Origin of the sequence: Streptomyces sp. SAI-135 (assembly GCF_029893805.1) — a bacterium.
In the GTDB taxonomy this organism is placed as follows: domain Bacteria; phylum Actinomycetota; class Actinomycetes; order Streptomycetales; family Streptomycetaceae; genus Streptomyces.
Map to the genome: position 1 here is coordinate 8,421,769 of NZ_JARXYP010000002.1, position 15,053 is coordinate 8,436,821.

General features: G+C 71.3%; 12 protein-coding genes. 4 read left to right on the plus strand and 8 right to left on the minus strand.

The annotated features are described in order from the left end of the window. Positions 1–247 precede the first annotated feature (247 nt). Both M2163_RS42580 and M2163_RS42585 read left to right on the plus strand, forming a co-directional pair. A complete protein-coding gene (locus M2163_RS42580) occupies positions 248–616 on the plus strand; it encodes a PadR family transcriptional regulator (protein WP_280897403.1) in 369 nt (122 codons plus the stop codon). Beyond that, a complete protein-coding gene (locus tag M2163_RS42585; protein ID WP_280847509.1) occupies positions 613–1,617 on the plus strand; it encodes a hypothetical protein in 1,005 nt (334 codons plus the stop codon). Before M2163_RS42580 ends, M2163_RS42585 begins: the two co-directional genes overlap by 4 nt. On the opposite strand, the gene M2163_RS42590 is transcribed toward M2163_RS42585, so the two are convergent. The 3 genes from M2163_RS42590 to M2163_RS42600 all read right to left on the minus strand — a co-directional run bounded on the left by M2163_RS42590 (position 1,601) and on the right by M2163_RS42600 (position 5,080). Next, on the minus strand, positions 1,601–2,095 hold the full coding sequence (locus M2163_RS42590) for a lamin tail domain-containing protein (RefSeq protein ID WP_280847508.1): 495 nt from the start codon (positions 2,093–2,095) through the stop codon (positions 1,601–1,603). The genes M2163_RS42585 and M2163_RS42590 overlap by 17 nt on opposite strands. 92 nt (positions 2,096–2,187) lie before the next feature. Next, positions 2,188–3,564: a glycoside hydrolase family 43 protein gene (locus tag M2163_RS42595; RefSeq protein WP_280896711.1), complete on the minus strand. Its 1,377-nt coding sequence runs from the start codon at positions 3,562–3,564 to the stop codon at positions 2,188–2,190. 175 nt (positions 3,565–3,739) lie between these two features. Beyond that, a complete protein-coding gene (locus M2163_RS42600) occupies positions 3,740–5,080 on the minus strand; it encodes a jacalin-like lectin (protein ID WP_280896712.1) in 1,341 nt (446 codons plus the stop codon). Between the two features lie 283 nt (positions 5,081–5,363). On the opposite strand from M2163_RS42600, the gene M2163_RS42605 reads away from it, so the two are divergent. Beyond that, positions 5,364–6,272 (plus strand): peptidoglycan-binding domain-containing protein, encoded by a 909-nt coding sequence (locus M2163_RS42605; protein WP_280896713.1) that lies wholly within the window; start codon positions 5,364–5,366, stop codon positions 6,270–6,272. A 10-nt stretch (positions 6,273–6,282) separates the two neighbouring features. On the opposite strand, the gene M2163_RS42610 is transcribed toward M2163_RS42605, so the two are convergent. Next, positions 6,283–7,671 (minus strand): hypothetical protein, encoded by a 1,389-nt coding sequence (locus tag M2163_RS42610; protein WP_280847505.1) that lies wholly within the window; start codon positions 7,669–7,671, stop codon positions 6,283–6,285. Between the two features lie 151 nt (positions 7,672–7,822). On the opposite strand from M2163_RS42610, the gene M2163_RS42615 reads away from it, so the two are divergent. Further along, entirely contained in the window at positions 7,823–8,800 is a 978-nt protein-coding gene (locus M2163_RS42615) for an ABC transporter substrate-binding protein (protein ID WP_280896714.1), read from the plus strand. A 22-nt stretch (positions 8,801–8,822) separates the two neighbouring features. On the opposite strand, the gene M2163_RS42620 is transcribed toward M2163_RS42615, so the two are convergent. The 4 genes from M2163_RS42620 to M2163_RS42635 all read right to left on the minus strand — a co-directional run bounded on the left by M2163_RS42620 (position 8,823) and on the right by M2163_RS42635 (position 15,053). Further along, the gene (locus M2163_RS42620; RefSeq protein ID WP_280847503.1) at positions 8,823–9,395 is read right to left on the minus strand and encodes a MarR family transcriptional regulator; all 573 of its coding nucleotides are present in this window, start codon (positions 9,393–9,395) and stop codon (positions 8,823–8,825) included. A 42-nt stretch (positions 9,396–9,437) separates the two neighbouring features. Next, positions 9,438–10,589, minus strand: a complete 1,152-nt coding sequence (locus M2163_RS42625; RefSeq protein WP_280896715.1) for an NAD(P)/FAD-dependent oxidoreductase — start codon at positions 10,587–10,589, stop codon at positions 9,438–9,440. A 175-nt stretch (positions 10,590–10,764) separates the two neighbouring features. After that, positions 10,765–12,129, minus strand: coding sequence for an FAD-dependent oxidoreductase (locus M2163_RS42630; RefSeq protein WP_280896716.1), 1,365 nt, complete (start codon positions 12,127–12,129; stop codon positions 10,765–10,767). A 134-nt stretch (positions 12,130–12,263) separates the two neighbouring features. Next, positions 12,264–15,053, minus strand: a complete 2,790-nt coding sequence (locus M2163_RS42635; protein WP_280896717.1) for a SpoIIE family protein phosphatase/ATP-binding protein — start codon at positions 15,051–15,053, stop codon at positions 12,264–12,266.

Sequence of the window (15,053 nt, forward strand, 5' to 3'; positions counted from 1 at the left end):
CCGGGCGAACGGGGCGCTCCTCATGATCTGCCCCGCGCACACGGGGCGCACACGCCGCGCACAGAGCAACGACGGTTCACTCGTGCCCTGTTCACGCCCCGGCACGCCAAAATGACCTCTCGAACAGGGCCCGCCCACCATCCGCATTGGGGCGGGCCCTGTTCGCGGTCCCGACCCCGCGCACCGGCGATTCGGCTGGCTGAATATATCGGGAGCCGATATATTCGTGTTCATGGCACCGAGGAACATGACACAGGCGGCGTTCTTCGTACTGACCGCCCTCGCCGACCAGCCGCGGCACGGCTACGGCATCCTGCGCGAGGTCGAGGAACTCTCCGAGGGGGCCGTGCAGATGCGCGTCGGCACCCTCTACGGCGTGCTGGACCGGCTCACCGCCGATGCGCTGATCGTGCTGGACCACGAGGAGGTGCAGCAGGGCAGGCTCCGGCGCTACTACCGCCTCACCGACGAGGGGACGGCGGCCCTGGCCGCCGAGGCGGAGCGGCTGGCCGCCGGCGCGAGCGCCGCGAAGAAGCGGATCGCCGAGGGACGTCGCGGCCCCGCAATCACCGACGCGCCCGCCACCGGGCCCGGACTCGCCGGAGGTCTGGCATGACGACGCTGCTCGAAACCCGTTACCGCGCCGTCCTGCGCCTGCTGCCCGCCTACTACCGGCGCGAGCGCGAGGAGGAGATGGTCGAGACCTACCTCTGGGACGTCGACCCGGAGACCCAGGAGCAGAGCCGGCCCACCCTCGGGGAGGTCGCGAGCATCGTCGCGCTGGCCGTGCGCAGCAGGCTCGGCGCACCCGCCGCACCCCGCCGGTACGCCGTGCTCGGCTCGGCCGTCCGCCTCTTCGCGCTCTTCGCCGTCCTGCTCCAGGCGGCCTCCGCCGTGGTCGACCGGGTCCTCGAGCTGACCTGGGCGTCCACCCGCGGCGGACGCCAGTGGGACATGTTCACGGACGGTTTCGCCGGCCACGGAGCGTGGGCCGGTGCGGGCGCGGTCGTCCAGTGGTTCCTCCCGCTGCTGTGGACGGTCGCCTACTTCGCCCTCCTGCGCGACCACCGTCGCCTCGCCCAGGTGTCCTCGCTCGCCGCGGCCGTGCCGACGCTCTGGCCGCTGGCAGATCTGTGGGCCCGCGCCTTCGCCCCCTCGGACTCCGCCTACGTCCTCGCGGCCGCCGTGCTGGCCTGGGCGTCGGCGCTGGCTCTGTGCGCGGCCCACCACCGCGACGCGCCCCCGGCGGTTCTCCCCGCGGGCGCGCCCGGCCTGGTCTTCGCCGCCTGCTGTGTGCTGATGGGCGGCTCCGTCGTGGCACTGCCCGGCGGGGTCGACACCGTCTGGGCACTGGTCACGTGCTACCTCGTGGCGGCCCTCGCCTGGCTCCTGTACCGCGTGCGGGGCGAGGGCCGCGTCCCCGCGGGAGAGGCCGCTGCCCTGGCGGCCCTCGGGCTGCTGCTCCTGGTGGTCAGGATCACCGCGGTCTACCCGTGGCTCGACGTCCTGCCCGGGGCACTGCGCGTGGGTGTCCTGACCCAGGCGGCGGCCCTGGTCGCACTGACCGCCGCGCTGGCCGTCGTGAGCGGACGCGCCCTGGTCAGCCGTGGTACGTGATGTACCCGTTGCCGTCCCGGTCGTCGGCGCTCTTGGTGTACGCGTGGGTGTCGGCGTGCGCGCCCGAGGGCTTGTAGAGGCGGATCGTGTCCTTGTCGTTGTTCCAGAGGAAGTTGCAGTTGTTGCGGTAGACGACGTTGTTGGCGTCGGAGTCGGTGCCGCGGCCGCCGCGCAGCTTGACGTAGTCGCCGGGCTGGAGCGTGTGGTTCTTCGTGAACGTGAACTTGTTGGTGCTGGTGGAGTCCCTGACGACGTACCCCTTCAGGTTCACCGTCGCGGTCCGCGAGTAGTTCTTGATCGTCAGGTACTCCTCGTCGGTGTTGCCGGTGGAGCAGCTGTTGGAGTCCCGGCCCGGGGCGTCGTACTGGACGCCCTTGATCTTCAGTGCCGACGAGTACTCGGCCGCATGGGCCGGAACCGCGGCCAGCACGGTCAGCGCGCCCGCGGCCACGGCGGCGGCTATGTGTCCTCTGCGCATCGAAAAGCCCCCCTGTGAAGGTCTGGTGAAGAAGACCTGGAGCGTATACAACGCCGGAGGGCCAAGGGGGCTTTTCGGTTGAATCAGTTGAATCAGTAACCGACTCGGAATGTTGCGTCCTGCTTCTCGGCGGCGGTGGAGACCGGGTCGATGCGCAGCACGTAGTTGGAGTGGCGGATGTAGCGGGTCGGGTTGTTGTAGGAGCGGAAGGAGGCCCAGCTCGTGTCCGCGAGGCCGGCCGTGCGGTAGAAGGTCGCGTCACCGGCGAAGGTCGAGGTGCCGTCGTTGGCGTCGAGTTGGAGCGCGTAGTTGTAGTGCCGCAGGTAGCGGTCGGGGTAGTTGACCGACCGGAAGGAGACGCCGGCGTTGTCGGCGAGACCCGGGACGAGGGTCCACAGGGAGTCCTTGTAGGGCTCGACGGGGTACTCGTCGATGCGGCCCGCGTAGTTGGAGTGGCGGACGTAACGGGCCGGGTAGTTGTAGGACTTGAGCCGGTTCCAGGTCGGCGCCCCCCACTTGGCGAGCAGGTTGGTGTACTCGGCCGTGGTGATCGTGGTGATGCCGCAGTGCTTGGAGTTGACCGGCTGGGTGTAGCTCTTCTGGTCCACGGCGGTCCAGGTGCCGGTGGCCAGGTTGCCCGACTGCCAGGCGTAGAAGACGCCGTTGGGCGTGTAGGTGTCGCCCCACAGGTACCAGGTGCCCGACGTGAGGGACTTGACGAGGGTCGGGGCCTCGGTGCCCCCGTGGGAGACGGCGGTGCTGAACTCGGTGAAGCTGCCCGGGTTCAGGGAGGTGGATCTGGCGCCCACCAAGGTCCCGCTCTTCTTGAAGTAGAGGTAGTTGTAGCCGTTCACGCCGACGGCCATGTCGCCGTCGATGACGTCGTAGCCGGGATCGAAGAAGACCTGCGGGGCCGAGGCGGTGACGAAGTCGCTGGTGTAGTTGACCATGATGACGTTGTGGCCGCTGCTGTTCACCGACGAGTAGATGACCGCGTACTGGCCGCGGCCCGCGTCCCAGAACGCCTCGGGCGCCCAGCTGTGGGTCGTCATGTCGTGCAGCTTCAGGCGCCGGTAGCCGGTGAAGGTGCGCAGGTCGGCGGAGTCCCAGACGTGGATGTACTGGCTGTTGTAGTTCCAGTCGGTGCCCTTGAGGTCGGTGGCGAGGACGACGAAGGTGCCGTCCTGCTTCCGCATCAGGAACGGATCGCGCAGACCGAGCGCGCCGGCTGTGGGGGTGACCAGCGGGTTGTTCTGGTTGAGCGGTGTCCAGTTGAGTCCGTCGGGGCTGACGGCCAGATGGAGGCCGTAGTCCGTGCCGTCGCCGAGGTTGGTCGACTCGGTGAAGTAGACCATCGCGTACGCCGAGTCGGCGGCCTGCGCGGTGCCGGCGCCGAGTGTCAGGGCGAGCGGTACGGCGGCCGTCATGCCCAGGAGGCCGCGGCGGGACAGGTGGGGGTTTGCGCTCATCTTGCTCTCCAAGGTGGCGTGCGGAGGGCACCTCAATGACCGGTATTTCGAACGCAGTTCGGCAAATCGATCAGAAAGTAGGGCCTGGCCATGACCGCGTCAATCGTCCCGCCGCTCTTTTGTGATTCCTGTGCACCCGGGGCACTCAGGAGCTCAGCGCCCCGGGGCGGTTGGCTCAGCGCTGGGTGTAGATGAAACCGACCTTGTCGACGGCGTCTCCCGAGCGTCCGTGGAACCCGGCGATCTGCCGGCCGGAGGGGGCGGTGCGGGTCACGCAGTCGGAGGTGGTGGTGCCTCCGGCCAGCGTGCGGCCGAGGTTGGTGGTGAACTTCGCGGAGAAGATCCGTGTGTGCCCGTTGTACTCGCCCTGGCAGAGCTGGGCCGTGGTCACGTACTCCCCGCTGCCCAGGGTCAGGGAGGAGGCGGTGCCGCCCGTCCCGCCGTGGGTGAGGGTCGTGCCGTTCGCCAGGGTGAGGTTCATCTGGTCGACGCGGGAGCCGCTGCGCAGCCCGATGGTGGCGGCGCGGGCGCCGGCGGGGACGCTGGTGATGTCGTTGAAGTAGTCGCCGTGCGGGCCGCCGAACTGGTCGCTGAGCTGGTAGGCGGTGGCGCGCGACCAGGTGAAGCCGACGGTGACGGGGTCGTGGTCGGAGAGCATCAGGTTGTCGCCGTTGAGGAACTTGGCGTGCTCGTTGTTGTACGAGGTGGCGTTGAGGGCGACGAGTGGGCTGCCGCGGTAGAGGACCTTGTCGACGACCTCGCAGGTGTTGGGGACCGTCGTGCCGCTCTGGTCGCAGACCAGGGCCTCGCTGCCCTTGGCCGGCGGGGTGCCGCCGCGGACCAGCTGGACCCAGGGGTCGGTGAGTCCGTTGGCGGCGGCGAACTCGGCGATGGTGTCGCCGGAGCGGGTGTAGCGGGTGTTGGTGTCGCCCATGACCACGACGGCGTTGCCGGCGGAGTGGGTCCTGATGAACGCGGTGAGCTGGTTGAGGTTGTCCGCGCGTGAGGCGAGGTCCCCGTCGTTGGTGCCCGCGTTGGTGTGCAGGTTGTAGAAGTCGATGTAGACCCCCTCGGCGAGCCGCTCCCGCATGAAGGTGAAGCCCTTGGGGGTCAGGCAGTCGCCCGAGTCCACCTGGCAGGAGTTCCAGCGCACCCGCTCGAAGTCGTCGACGTCGTAGGGGATTTTGGACAGCGTGTTCAGGCCGCTGCCGATGCCGGCGCCGCCGCTCGTGGGGGTCCGGTAGGCGTGGTTCGTGTCGCCCGCGTAGAGGTGGGCGTGGTAGTTGAAGTCCTCCTCCACGTGGACGATGTCGTACGGCGCGATCCGCCGGCCGATCTCCGTGGTGCTCGGCTCGCGGGGCGTCGGGGCGCTGGAGATGGCCTCGGGCAGGCCGGCCACGTTGTAGCTGAGGACGCTGAAGCTGCCCGAGTCGGCGGCCGTGGCGGACGGGGCGGCCGCGGTGAGGCCGCCGAGGGCGGCGGCGGTCGCCGCCAGGGCGGCGAGGAGTCTGCGCATGGGGGTGTCTCCTGAGGGGGTGGCACGGGTGAGGGCGCGGGGCGGGACAGAAGTTACCGCTGGTTACCCCATGTTGTCGCGGCCTTGAGCGCTTCCGGCTCATCAAGTGCCCCCCGATTGAGGGGTGTTCGCGGCCCGTGCGACCCGCCGTTCATCTCGGCTTCACGCGCGATGGCTGAATCTCGGTCCCTCGGAAGCCGTGGTTCTGGCGCGATACGAGTTGTGGAATTTCCGCGCGGCATATCTGTCTACGATATGAAGATCGTAGGGAGAGGGAACGCGCGTGAGTGAACCACCAGTCCTCGTCTGCCCGGAGTGCGGGGCGCCCAGGGCGGCGGACGGCACTCCCTCCTGCGCCTGCGCACATCGCGCTTCCGAGGCCCACCGGGAGTCCCGTACGGCCGAGGCGGCCGCGGCGGAGGACTTCGACCCGGTGCGCATACGCCCCTTCGTCGAGGTCAGCGAAGAAGCCGCCGACCCGGCCGCGGAACCGGAACGGCCGCTCCCCGCCGGGGACTTGAACGACGTCACCACCGCTCCGGCGGGCCCGGGACAGGTACCTCGCGAGGAGCCGCGCGAGGAGGACCTGGCCGACAGCGCCCCGCGCGGCGGCAGACGGCGGACCCTGGTCGTCGCCGGGGCGGGAGCAGCCGTCGCCGTCCTGGTCACGGGGGGATTCGTCGGCGGGCTCTTCAGCTACGACAGCCCTTCCCGGGACGGTTCGGTGGCCGGCGGCGTGCGCGCGGGCGTCCCGGAGGCGCCGCCGCCGTCGTCGAACGGTCCGTCCGGCACGGCTTCCTCTCCCACGGCGACCTCGACGCAGTCGTCCGCACCGCCCTCCTCCTCGCCGAGCGCGGAGTCCAGTGGCGGCGCCTCCCCGACGGGCACCGCCACGCCGACCGGGGCCCCGTCGAGCGCCGCCGCCACCGCCACGGTGGCCCCCGCTCCGACCGTGTCGAACGGGCAGCCGCCCGTGCTCGGTCTCGGCGACCAGGGGCCCGAGGTCGTCGAACTCCAGCTCCGGCTGCGGCAGGCGGGCGTCTACGACGGGGAGGCCGACGGCGACTTCGACCAGCAGGTCCAGAGCGCCGTACGCACCTACCAGGTCACCCGCTTCGTCCTGCAAGACGACTCCGGCGTCTACGGCCCGGCGACGCGCGCCAGGCTGGAGTCCGAGACCACGGAACCGTGACGGCCAGGCGCTACTTCCGGTGCTCGCCGGAAGGACGGGCACGGTCGTAGGGGCGGGGGTAGGCGGTCGGGGTGTAGGGCAGGTAGCGGGCCTCGGAGGCCGGATCGGCCGCAGTGGCACGGGAGTTGAGGGCGGCGGCAGCACTGCCCAGCCAGCGGCCGCTCCTGATCCGGTCCTCCAGCGCGTGCAGAGCGGCGATCTGCTCGCCGGGGCTGAAGGTGCAGTGGCCAGCGTTGTCGACATAGCGCTGCCGCAGCAGTGCCGCCGAGCCCGCGGCCGTGGCGGCCCCGCGGTAGGCGCTCTCGGACTGCACCGGGATCAGTGCGTCGCCGGTGGTGTGGATGTTCAGCTGGGGCTTGGTGAGGCGTCCGGTGAAGGAGCTCGTACGGCTCATCCAGTCCACGGCGTGCCGGTCGGCACGGGTGCGCGGGGCCCTGTCGAGGGTGTTGAGGTCGGACTTCAGGGAGAGTCCGGCCTTCGCGTACAGCTCCTCGACCTCCTTGAGGTACGGGGAGTCGCGGAGCATCGCGGAGTAGTCGACCCCGGTGTTCCACGACATGCTGCCGCCCGCCCGGGACTCGGCCTCCTGACGCCAGACGAAGGCGGGGAACTTCACGAGCCCGACGACGGCCTGGTACTGGCCGGCCTGCTGGGCGTCCCGGTCCGTGGGTGCGGGGCGGGGCTGTGCGGGGTCGTTCCAGCCGGGGATGTTGTGCAGCGCGGCGGCCAGCGCGATGCGGGCCCGACCGCCGGCGGTCTGCTGGGCCCCGGTGAGGACGGCCGTCATGGCGTCGGAGGCCCGGGCCGCGGCGGCCGGGTCCGGCAGCCCGGTCAACGGGATCCCGGAGCCGGGAGCGAGCAGCGTCTTCAGCGCGAACACCGGGTCCAGTGTGCTGTTCCAGTTGGCGACACCGCCCTGGACCAGCCCGCACATCGACAGGGAACCGGCGAGGCGGGACGCGTGGCGTTCCGCGAGGGCGGTCGTGACGAGACCGCCGTAGGACGTGCCCCAGGCGATGGTCCGGCCGGCGCGCCCGAAGCGGGCGGTGAAGGTGTCGAGGGTGGCGAGCTGGTCGGGTACGGCCTCGGTGACGGCCCAGCCGGTGGTGGCGTACGAGGACCCGATGAGCGCGTAACCCTGCTTCAGGAGAAGGGACTTGGTGGTGTCGTCGGGCGCGTTGCGGGCCGGGTTGGGGACGCCGGGCGGTGTGTAGCCGTGGCTGTAGAGGAGGACCGTGCCGTTCCAGTCGGCCGGTACGTCCATGAGGTAGGTCGCGCCGGACGGCAGCCGGCCCTCGACGTGGACGTCCTCGGCGGGCCGGGCGGCCGAGGTGAGGGGGACGGCGAGCAGCAGTGCCGCCACGGAGACGAGCGTACGGGTGCGGATGCGGTGCGTCACGGGACGTGGGCTCCTTGGGCGCAGTCCGATTTCCTGCGGTCGGGGGGACTGACACCGGCGAAAGTAGGCGTGTACATTGCGGGCGTCAATGATGTGCACAACATCAGTGGACGGGTCGTGAGACGTTCTGCCGTCTCGTCAGGAGGGCCCCATGCAAAGGCGCTTGCTCGGACTTGCCGTTGCGGTGGTGACCCTCGCGGGCGCCGCCGGGTGCGGGTCGTCGGACTCCGGGAGCGGCGGCACGTCGTCCGCGGGCGGAGGGAAGAAGTCGCAGGTCACGGTCGGTGTCATCCCCATCGTCGACGTGGCGCCGCTCTATCTCGGGCAGAAGAAGGGCTTCTTCGCCGACCGGGGGATCGCGTTGCGGATGGTGACCGCGCAGGGCGGTGCGGCGATCATCCCCGGAGTGGTGAGCGGTCAGTTCCAGTTCGGCTTCAGCAACACGACGTCCCTGATGCTCGCCCAGACCAAGGGCGTTCCGGTGAAGTCCGTGGTCAACGGAGCGGCCTCCAACGGCAAGGTGGGAGGCGACGTCACCGGAGTCCTGGTGAAGAAGGACAGCGCGGTGAAGTCCGCGAAGGACCTGGCCGGACGCTCGGTCGCCGTGAACACCCTCCAGAACATCGGGGACACCACGGTCCGCGAGTCGGTGCGCGAGGACGGCGGCGACCCGGCGAAGGTGAAGTTCGTCGAGATCCCCTTCGACCAGATGCCGGCCGCACTGGACGGCGGCCGCGTGGACGCCGCGTGGATGGGTGAGCCCGCCCAGACGGTGGCCAAGGCGCAGGGCGCCCGGGTCATCGCCTCGCCGTTCGCCGAGACCGACCCGAAGCTCACCGTGGCGACCTGGTTCACCTCGACGAAGATCGCGCAGCAGAACCCGGAACTGGTGAAGAAGTTCACCGAGGCCATGACGGAGTCACTGGCGTACGCCACCGGCCATCCGGACGAGGCCCGGCAGATCCTCACCACCTACACCAAGATCAGCGGCGATGTGCTGAGCGAGCTCATCCTCCCGAGCTGGCCGGCCCAGGTGGACATGGCCTCACTCGAGAAGCTCGCCGCCCTCGGCGAGGAGGACGGCATCTTCGGCGGCAAGAAGCCGGACGTCCAGGCGCTGTTCTCCTGACCGGCCCGGTTCGCGGCCGGGTTCAGGACTTGGGGCGCCGTCCACTGCGCCGCGGAGCGGGCTCGGAGCCGTCGAGCAGTTCGCGGCGGCGCTCCTCGCCGTGCTCCTCCACCTGGAGCACGACCTGTCGCAGCCCCTCCGCGAGGCCCCGGCACTCGGCGTCGCTGAGACCGGCCGTCACAAAGGCCTCCTCCTCGTTGAACGCCGGGAAGACGCGGCGCATCAGCTCCTCGCCCTCGTCGGTGAGCCTGAGCAGCACGAGCCGCCCGTCGGTGGGATGCCCGGCGCGGCTCAGCAGCCCGCGCGACTCCAGGGTCCGCGAGACGCCGGTGAGCGTGCCCTTGGAGATCCCGGCCTCCTCCGCCACGTGCCGGGTCTCCGACTCACCCCACACCCAGACCACCCACAGCACGACGAACGCCGTCCACGTCAGGTCCGAGCCGCGCAGTACGGAGTTCTCCAGGTGCTGGCGCACCGCGGAGGCGGCCCGGTAGATGTTCGCCACGGCCGCCATCTGGTCCCGCCGGATCGGGAACCCGCCGAGCTTCTCGGCCGCGAGCTTCTCGGCTTGGGTGATGGATCGCTGGCCGGGCACGGGCGGCTCCTTCGTCTGGCGCAGGTCGTTCGGGCTCAAATTCTAGTGGGGGTGCCGCTCGGCCCAGAGGTTCGCCTCCCATTCCAGAAGCCCGGCCAGGTCCTCCTCCGAGGGGCGGGCGGTGGCCGAGGGGGCGGGGGTGCCCCGGGAGATGCTGCCGCTGACGGTGATGTTGTGCTCCACGCGGGGGCGGCGGAGCGTCTCGTAGAGGGCGAGTGCCGCATCCGTGCCGGGGGCGTCCCGCAGGGCCTTGGCGAGGACGACCGCGTCCTCCAGCGCCATCGAGGCACCCTGGCCGGTCGCGGGGGAGGCCGCGTGGGCGGCGTCGCCGATGAGCAGGGTCCGCCCGGAGCGCCACGGGGTGCCGGTCGGGATCTCGGTGGCATGGGTGACCATGAGCTCGTCGCCGGTGGCCGCGACGAGCTCGGCGGCCGGTGTGGTGTCCTTGCGCAGCAGCGGCAGCAAGAGATCACGCCAGTCGGTGGGAGTGCGCTGCGCCAACTCCTCGGCGGACAGCGGCTCGCCGGTCACACGGGCGAACCAGTACACCTCCCCGCCGGGCGACACCGCGTAGCCGAAGGCGGACCCGCTGCCGCGGACCATGGTGATGCACGCGTCCGGCCCGTGAGGGGACGCGGCGCGCGTGTAGCCGTAGAAGACGTACTGGCCGGCGTGGAGCGGCCGCGTGCCGGGGGAGAACGACCGGCGTACGGCGGAGTTCAGGCCGTCTGCGCCGATCAGCAGGTCCCCGGTCGCCGTGGTGCCGTCGGCGAAGCGGGCGGTGACCCGGTCGGGGCCGTCCTCGACGGAGACGAGCCGTGCGCCGTGCCGGACGGTGACACCGCGGCGGGCGGCCTCCGCCTGGAGCGCGGTGTTGAGCTCGCCGCGCCGCAGGCACCGGTAGCGCAGGCGCGGGTCGGAGGTCTCGCCCATGGGCGCGTGCGCCAGTTCGCCGCCGCCGTCGTCCAGGACCCGCAGCGAGGTCAGCGGGAAGCCGATCGCGGTGACCGCCGCCGAGGCGTCCACCTGGGCGAGGGCACGCATGCCGTTGCTCGCCAGGGTGAGGAAGGCGCCGATGTCCTCGGCCGAATCGGGATGGGCCTCGTGCACGACGGCCTCGAAACCCGCCTTGTGCAGCGCCAGAGCCGTCGCCGTACCGGCGATACCGCCGCCGATGACCAGTACGCGTGCCACACCCACCCCGTTCGTCCCGCGTCGGCCCGCACGGTCGCACGGACACGAAGGGAACGCCGGGGCGGCGGCGAGGGTTCCGCGCACAGCACAGCACAGCACAGCACAGCACAGCACAGCACGACGCCGGACGTGCCGGCCCCGGTGAGGCTTCGGCACGGCCGGCGTCGGTGGTGGATCAGGCGCCGCTCTCGCGCAGCATGTCCTCGCGCTCGACGAGCTTCACCCGCTCGCGGCCCTGCGGCACGCCCAGCGCCTTCTCGGCGGCGTCCAGCTTGTACCAGCCCTCCCAGGTGGTGAAGCGGACGTTGCGCTCGGCGAGGAACGCGTCCACGGCCTCCGGCTCGGGCGAACCGGGCTTCTGGAGGCGGTCGTTCGCGAAGTCGTCCAGGAGGTTCGACACCGTCTCGTTGGCGTCGCCCTTGGTGTGGCCGATGAGTCCGACCGGGCCGCGCCGGATCCAGCCGGTGACGTACGTCGACTGGAGGTGCTCGCCGCTCTCCTGCATGACCCGGCCGCCCTCGTCCGGGACCGTGCCCGAGTCGATGTCCCAGGGCAGCTTGGGCAGCTTGTCGGAGAGGTAGCCGACCGCGCGGTAGACCGCGGTGACGTCCCAGTCCTTGAACTCGCCGGTGCCCTTGACGTTGCCCGTGCCGTCCAGGGCGGTGCGCTCGGTGCGCAGGCCCACGACCTTGCCGTCCTCGCCGAGGATCTCCGACGGCGACTCGAAGAAGTGCAGGAACAGCTTGTGCGGGCGGTCGCCGACGTCGCGGATGGCCCAGTTCTCCAGGGTCTTGGCGACCATGTCGGCCTGCTTGTTGCCCCGCCGGGTCTCGATCGAGCCCTCGTCGTAGTCGATGTCCTCGGGGTCGACGATGACCTCGATGTTCGGGGAGTGGTCCAGCTCCCGCAGCTCCATCGGGGAGAACTTCGCCTGCGCCGGGCCGCGGCGGCCGAAGACGTGGACCTCCAGCGCCTTGTTGGCCTTCAGGCCCTCGTAGACGTTCGGGGGGATTTCCGTCGGCAGCAGCTCGTCGGCCGTCTTGGCGAGGATGCGGGCCACGTCCAGGGCGACGTTGCCGACACCGAGCACGGCCACCTTCTCGGCCTCCAGCGGCCAGGTGCGCGGCACGTCCGGGTGGCCGTCGTACCAGGAGACGAAGTCGGCGGCACCGTAGGAGCCGTCGAGCTCGATGCCCGGTATGCGCAGCTCGCGGTCGGCCGTCGCGCCCGTGGAGAAGATCACGGCGTCGTAGAACGCGCGCAGGTCGTCCAGGTTGATGTCGGTCGGGTAGTCGACGTTGCCGAACAGCCGGATCTGCGGCTTGTCGAGCACCTGGTGCAGGGCCGTGATGATGCCCTTGATCCGGGGGTGGTCCGGAGCCACGCCGTAACGGATCAGTCCGAACGGGGCCGGCATCCGCTCGAAGAGGTCGATGGAGACACCGGGTTCGGCGGCCACATCGGACTTGAGCAGCGCGTCGGCGGCGTAGATCCCGGCGGGGCCGGCTCCGACGATGGCTACCCGCAGGGGGCGGGGCATGATCAGGTTCCCTTCGAGCGGTGACAGATCAACTCGGGGGAAGCCTAAGCTAAGGCAAGCCTAAGTCGGTACGCGGGTCCGGTCTATGAGCTCATAAGATCACTTTATGGGCAGGGAAAGGAGCCCGATCCCGGTCACGGCAGCGGCTGTTCCGCCCAGATGACCTTGCCCGCCGGGGTGTACCGGGTGCCCCAGCGCTCGCTGAGCTGGGCGACGAGGAACAGGCCGCGGCCGCCCTCGTCGGTCATGGCCGCGTACCGCAGATGCGGTGAGGTGCTGCTGGTGTCGAACACCTCGCAGATCAGAGTGCGGTCGAACAGCACGCGGACGTGGATGGAGTCGCCGCCGTAACGGATGGCGTTGGTGACGAGCTCGCTCAGGATCAGCTCCGTGGCGAACGCGAGGTCGTCCAGGTCCCAGCGGGCGAGCTGCCGGGTCACGGCGGCCCGTACGTCCGAGACGGCCGCCGGGTCCGCGGGCACCTGCCACTCGGCGATCCGGTCGGCCCCCAGCGCCCGGGTGCGGGCCACGATCAGGGCGATGTCGTCGGTGGCCCGGGCCGGCGGCCGCGCGTCCAGCACCGTCCGGCAGGTGTCCTCGGGGGACGGGCCGGCCTGCTCCAGGGCGGTCCGCAGCAGCTCCAGGCCCACGTCGATGTCCCGCTCCCGGTCCTCCACGAGACCGTCCGTGTAGAGCACCAGGCGGCTGCCCTCGGCGAGTTCCAGGTCGGCCGTCTCGAACGGCAGGCCGCCGAGGCCGAGCGGCGGACCCGCGGGCACGTCGGGATACTCGACGCTGCCGTCGGGATGGATGAGGGCGGGCGGTGGATGGCCGGCGCGGGCGATCGTGCACAGCCGGGAGACCGGGTCGTAGACGGCGTACAGGCAGGTCGCCCCCGTGACCGGGGAGTTGCCGCTCTCCTCCGCCTCGTCCTGGTCGATGCGGGCGACCAACTCGTCGAGCAGGGCGAGCAGTTCGTCGGGCGGCAGGTCGAGGGCGGAGAAGTTGTGCACCGCCGTGCGCAGCCTGCCCATCGTGGCCGCCGCGTGCAGCCCGTGGCCCACGACGTCACCGACCACGAGCGCGACCCGAGCCCCGGACAGCGGCAGCACGTCGAACCAGTCGCCGCCCACCCCGGCCTGCGCGGGCAGGTACTTGTAGGCGATGTCCAGGGCGTCCTGCTCGGGCAGCCGGCGCGGCAGCAGACTGCGCTGGAGCGTCACCGCCATGGTGTGCTCGCGGGTGTAGCGGCGGGCGTTGTCGATGGAGACCGCGGCCCGCGTGACGAGTTCCTCGGCGAGGGCGACCTCCTCGGTGTCGAAGGGCTGGGGCTTGTCCGAGCGCCAGAAGCTGACCGTGCCCAGAACGAGGTTCCCGGCCCGCAGGGGGACGGCGATCAGCGAGTGGATGCCGTACTCCATGACGTGCGCGGAGCGCTCCCTGTCCTGCGCGTGCCACCCGGTGGCCTCGGCGAGCCGCGGCTCCAGGACGGCCCGGCCGCTGCTGATGCCGCGGGCCTGGGGAGCGGAGTCGACCAGGGGGATGCGCTCGCCGACCTTGAACAGCGGCGCGTCCTCGCGGATGCCGCTGAGCGCGGTCCGGCGCAGGGTGGTCGCCGCCTCCGGCTGCCCCCCGCTGAGCACCGCGTCGAACAGGTCGACGGTGGCGAAGTCCGCGAACCTCGGTACGGCGAGCTCGGCCAGTTCCTCGGCGGTGCGGGTCACGTCCAGACTCGTGCCGATGCCCACCGTCGCGTCGTACAGCATGTCGAGGCGCTCGCGGGCGACCTCGGCACGGCCGGACAGGGCCCGCAGTTCGGTCGAGTCGCGCAGGGTGGCGACGCTGCCCGGCGGCCCGCCCTGGATGTCGGTGGGCCGCTGGTTGACGGCCAGGAGGCGGTCCTTGACCCGGTGCACCTCGTCGGTGGCGACCCGTCCGGAGGCCAGCAGCAGGGCCGTGTCGGCGGGGAGCGCGAGGTCGCGGACGTGCCGGCCCTCGGCGTCGGCGGGCAGGTCGAGGAGCCGGTGTGCCTCGTCGTTGGCGAGCAGCAGCCGGCCCTCGCCGCCGACGATCAGCACGCCCTCGCGCACGGCGTGCAGCACGGCGTCGTGGTGCTCGTACATGCGGGTCATCTCGTGCGGGCCGAGCCCGTGCGTCTGACGCAGCAGCCGTCTGCTGACCAGCGCCGTGCCCCCCGTGGCCAGGGCGAGCCCGACCGCGGCGGCCATCAGGAGCAGCGGCAGCTGCTCGTCGGCGGTGCCGCCCACCTTGGCGGTGGTGATGCCGGCCGACACCAGGCCCACGACCTTGCCGTCGTCCTTGATCGGGACCACCGCCTGCACGAGCGGCCCGATCGTGCCGGTGATGTCCTCGGTCACCACGCGTCCGGCCAGCGCGGGCGCGATGTCCCCGACGAACTTCTTGCCGATGCGGTCCGGCTTGGGGTGCGTGTACCGGATGCCGTCGGTGTCCATGACGACGATGAAGTCGACGTCCGTCGCCCGGCGGGCCGCCTCGGCGCGCGGCTGGAGCACCGCCGAGGGGTCGGGGCTCTTGAGGGCCTCCACGGTGCCGGGGGCGTTGGCGAAGGCCTGGGCGACCGCCACCGAACGGTTGCGGGCCTCGACGGTGCTGTCGTGCCGCACCTGGAGCACCAGGGCCACCACCGCGGCCACGACCAGCAGCAGGACGATCACGACCTGGAGGACGAACACCTGTCCGGCCACGCTGCGTCCGCCGACCGCCGCCCGCAGGGCTCCCGGCCGCCGCCGCTCCGGCGAGCCGTCGCGCTCCACCCGCGTGGGCGAGCTGCCCTTCAGCGGGGCCTCGTGCCGGTCGTGAGGGTGGTCGGGTGTCTGCGCTGGGCGGGGACCGCCGGGGCGACGGGCCGACCCGCCCCCGAAGCGGCCCGGGAGTCGGACCAT

Excerpts from the sequence above, each read along its gene's own strand:
- M2163_RS42580 (WP_280897403.1), top strand. The coding sequence starts at position 248 with ATGACACAGGCGGCGTTCTTCGTACTGACCGCCCTCGCCGACCAGCCG.
- M2163_RS42600 (WP_280896712.1), bottom strand. The coding sequence starts at position 5,080 with ATGCGCAGACTCCTCGCCGCCCTGGCGGCGACCGCCGCCGCCCTCGGC.
- M2163_RS42630 (WP_280896716.1), bottom strand. The coding sequence starts at position 12,129 with ATGCCCCGCCCCCTGCGGGTAGCCATCGTCGGAGCCGGCCCCGCCGGG.
- M2163_RS42590 (WP_280847508.1), bottom strand. The coding sequence starts at position 2,095 with ATGCGCAGAGGACACATAGCCGCCGCCGTGGCCGCGGGCGCGCTGACC.
- M2163_RS42595 (WP_280896711.1), bottom strand. The coding sequence starts at position 3,564 with ATGAGCGCAAACCCCCACCTGTCCCGCCGCGGCCTCCTGGGCATGACG.
- M2163_RS42635 (WP_280896717.1), bottom strand. The coding sequence starts at position 15,053 with ATGGTCCGACTCCCGGGCCGCTTCGGGGGCGGGTCGGCCCGTCGCCCC.
- M2163_RS42585 (WP_280847509.1), top strand. The coding sequence starts at position 613 with ATGACGACGCTGCTCGAAACCCGTTACCGCGCCGTCCTGCGCCTGCTG.
- M2163_RS42615 (WP_280896714.1), top strand. The coding sequence starts at position 7,823 with ATGCAAAGGCGCTTGCTCGGACTTGCCGTTGCGGTGGTGACCCTCGCG.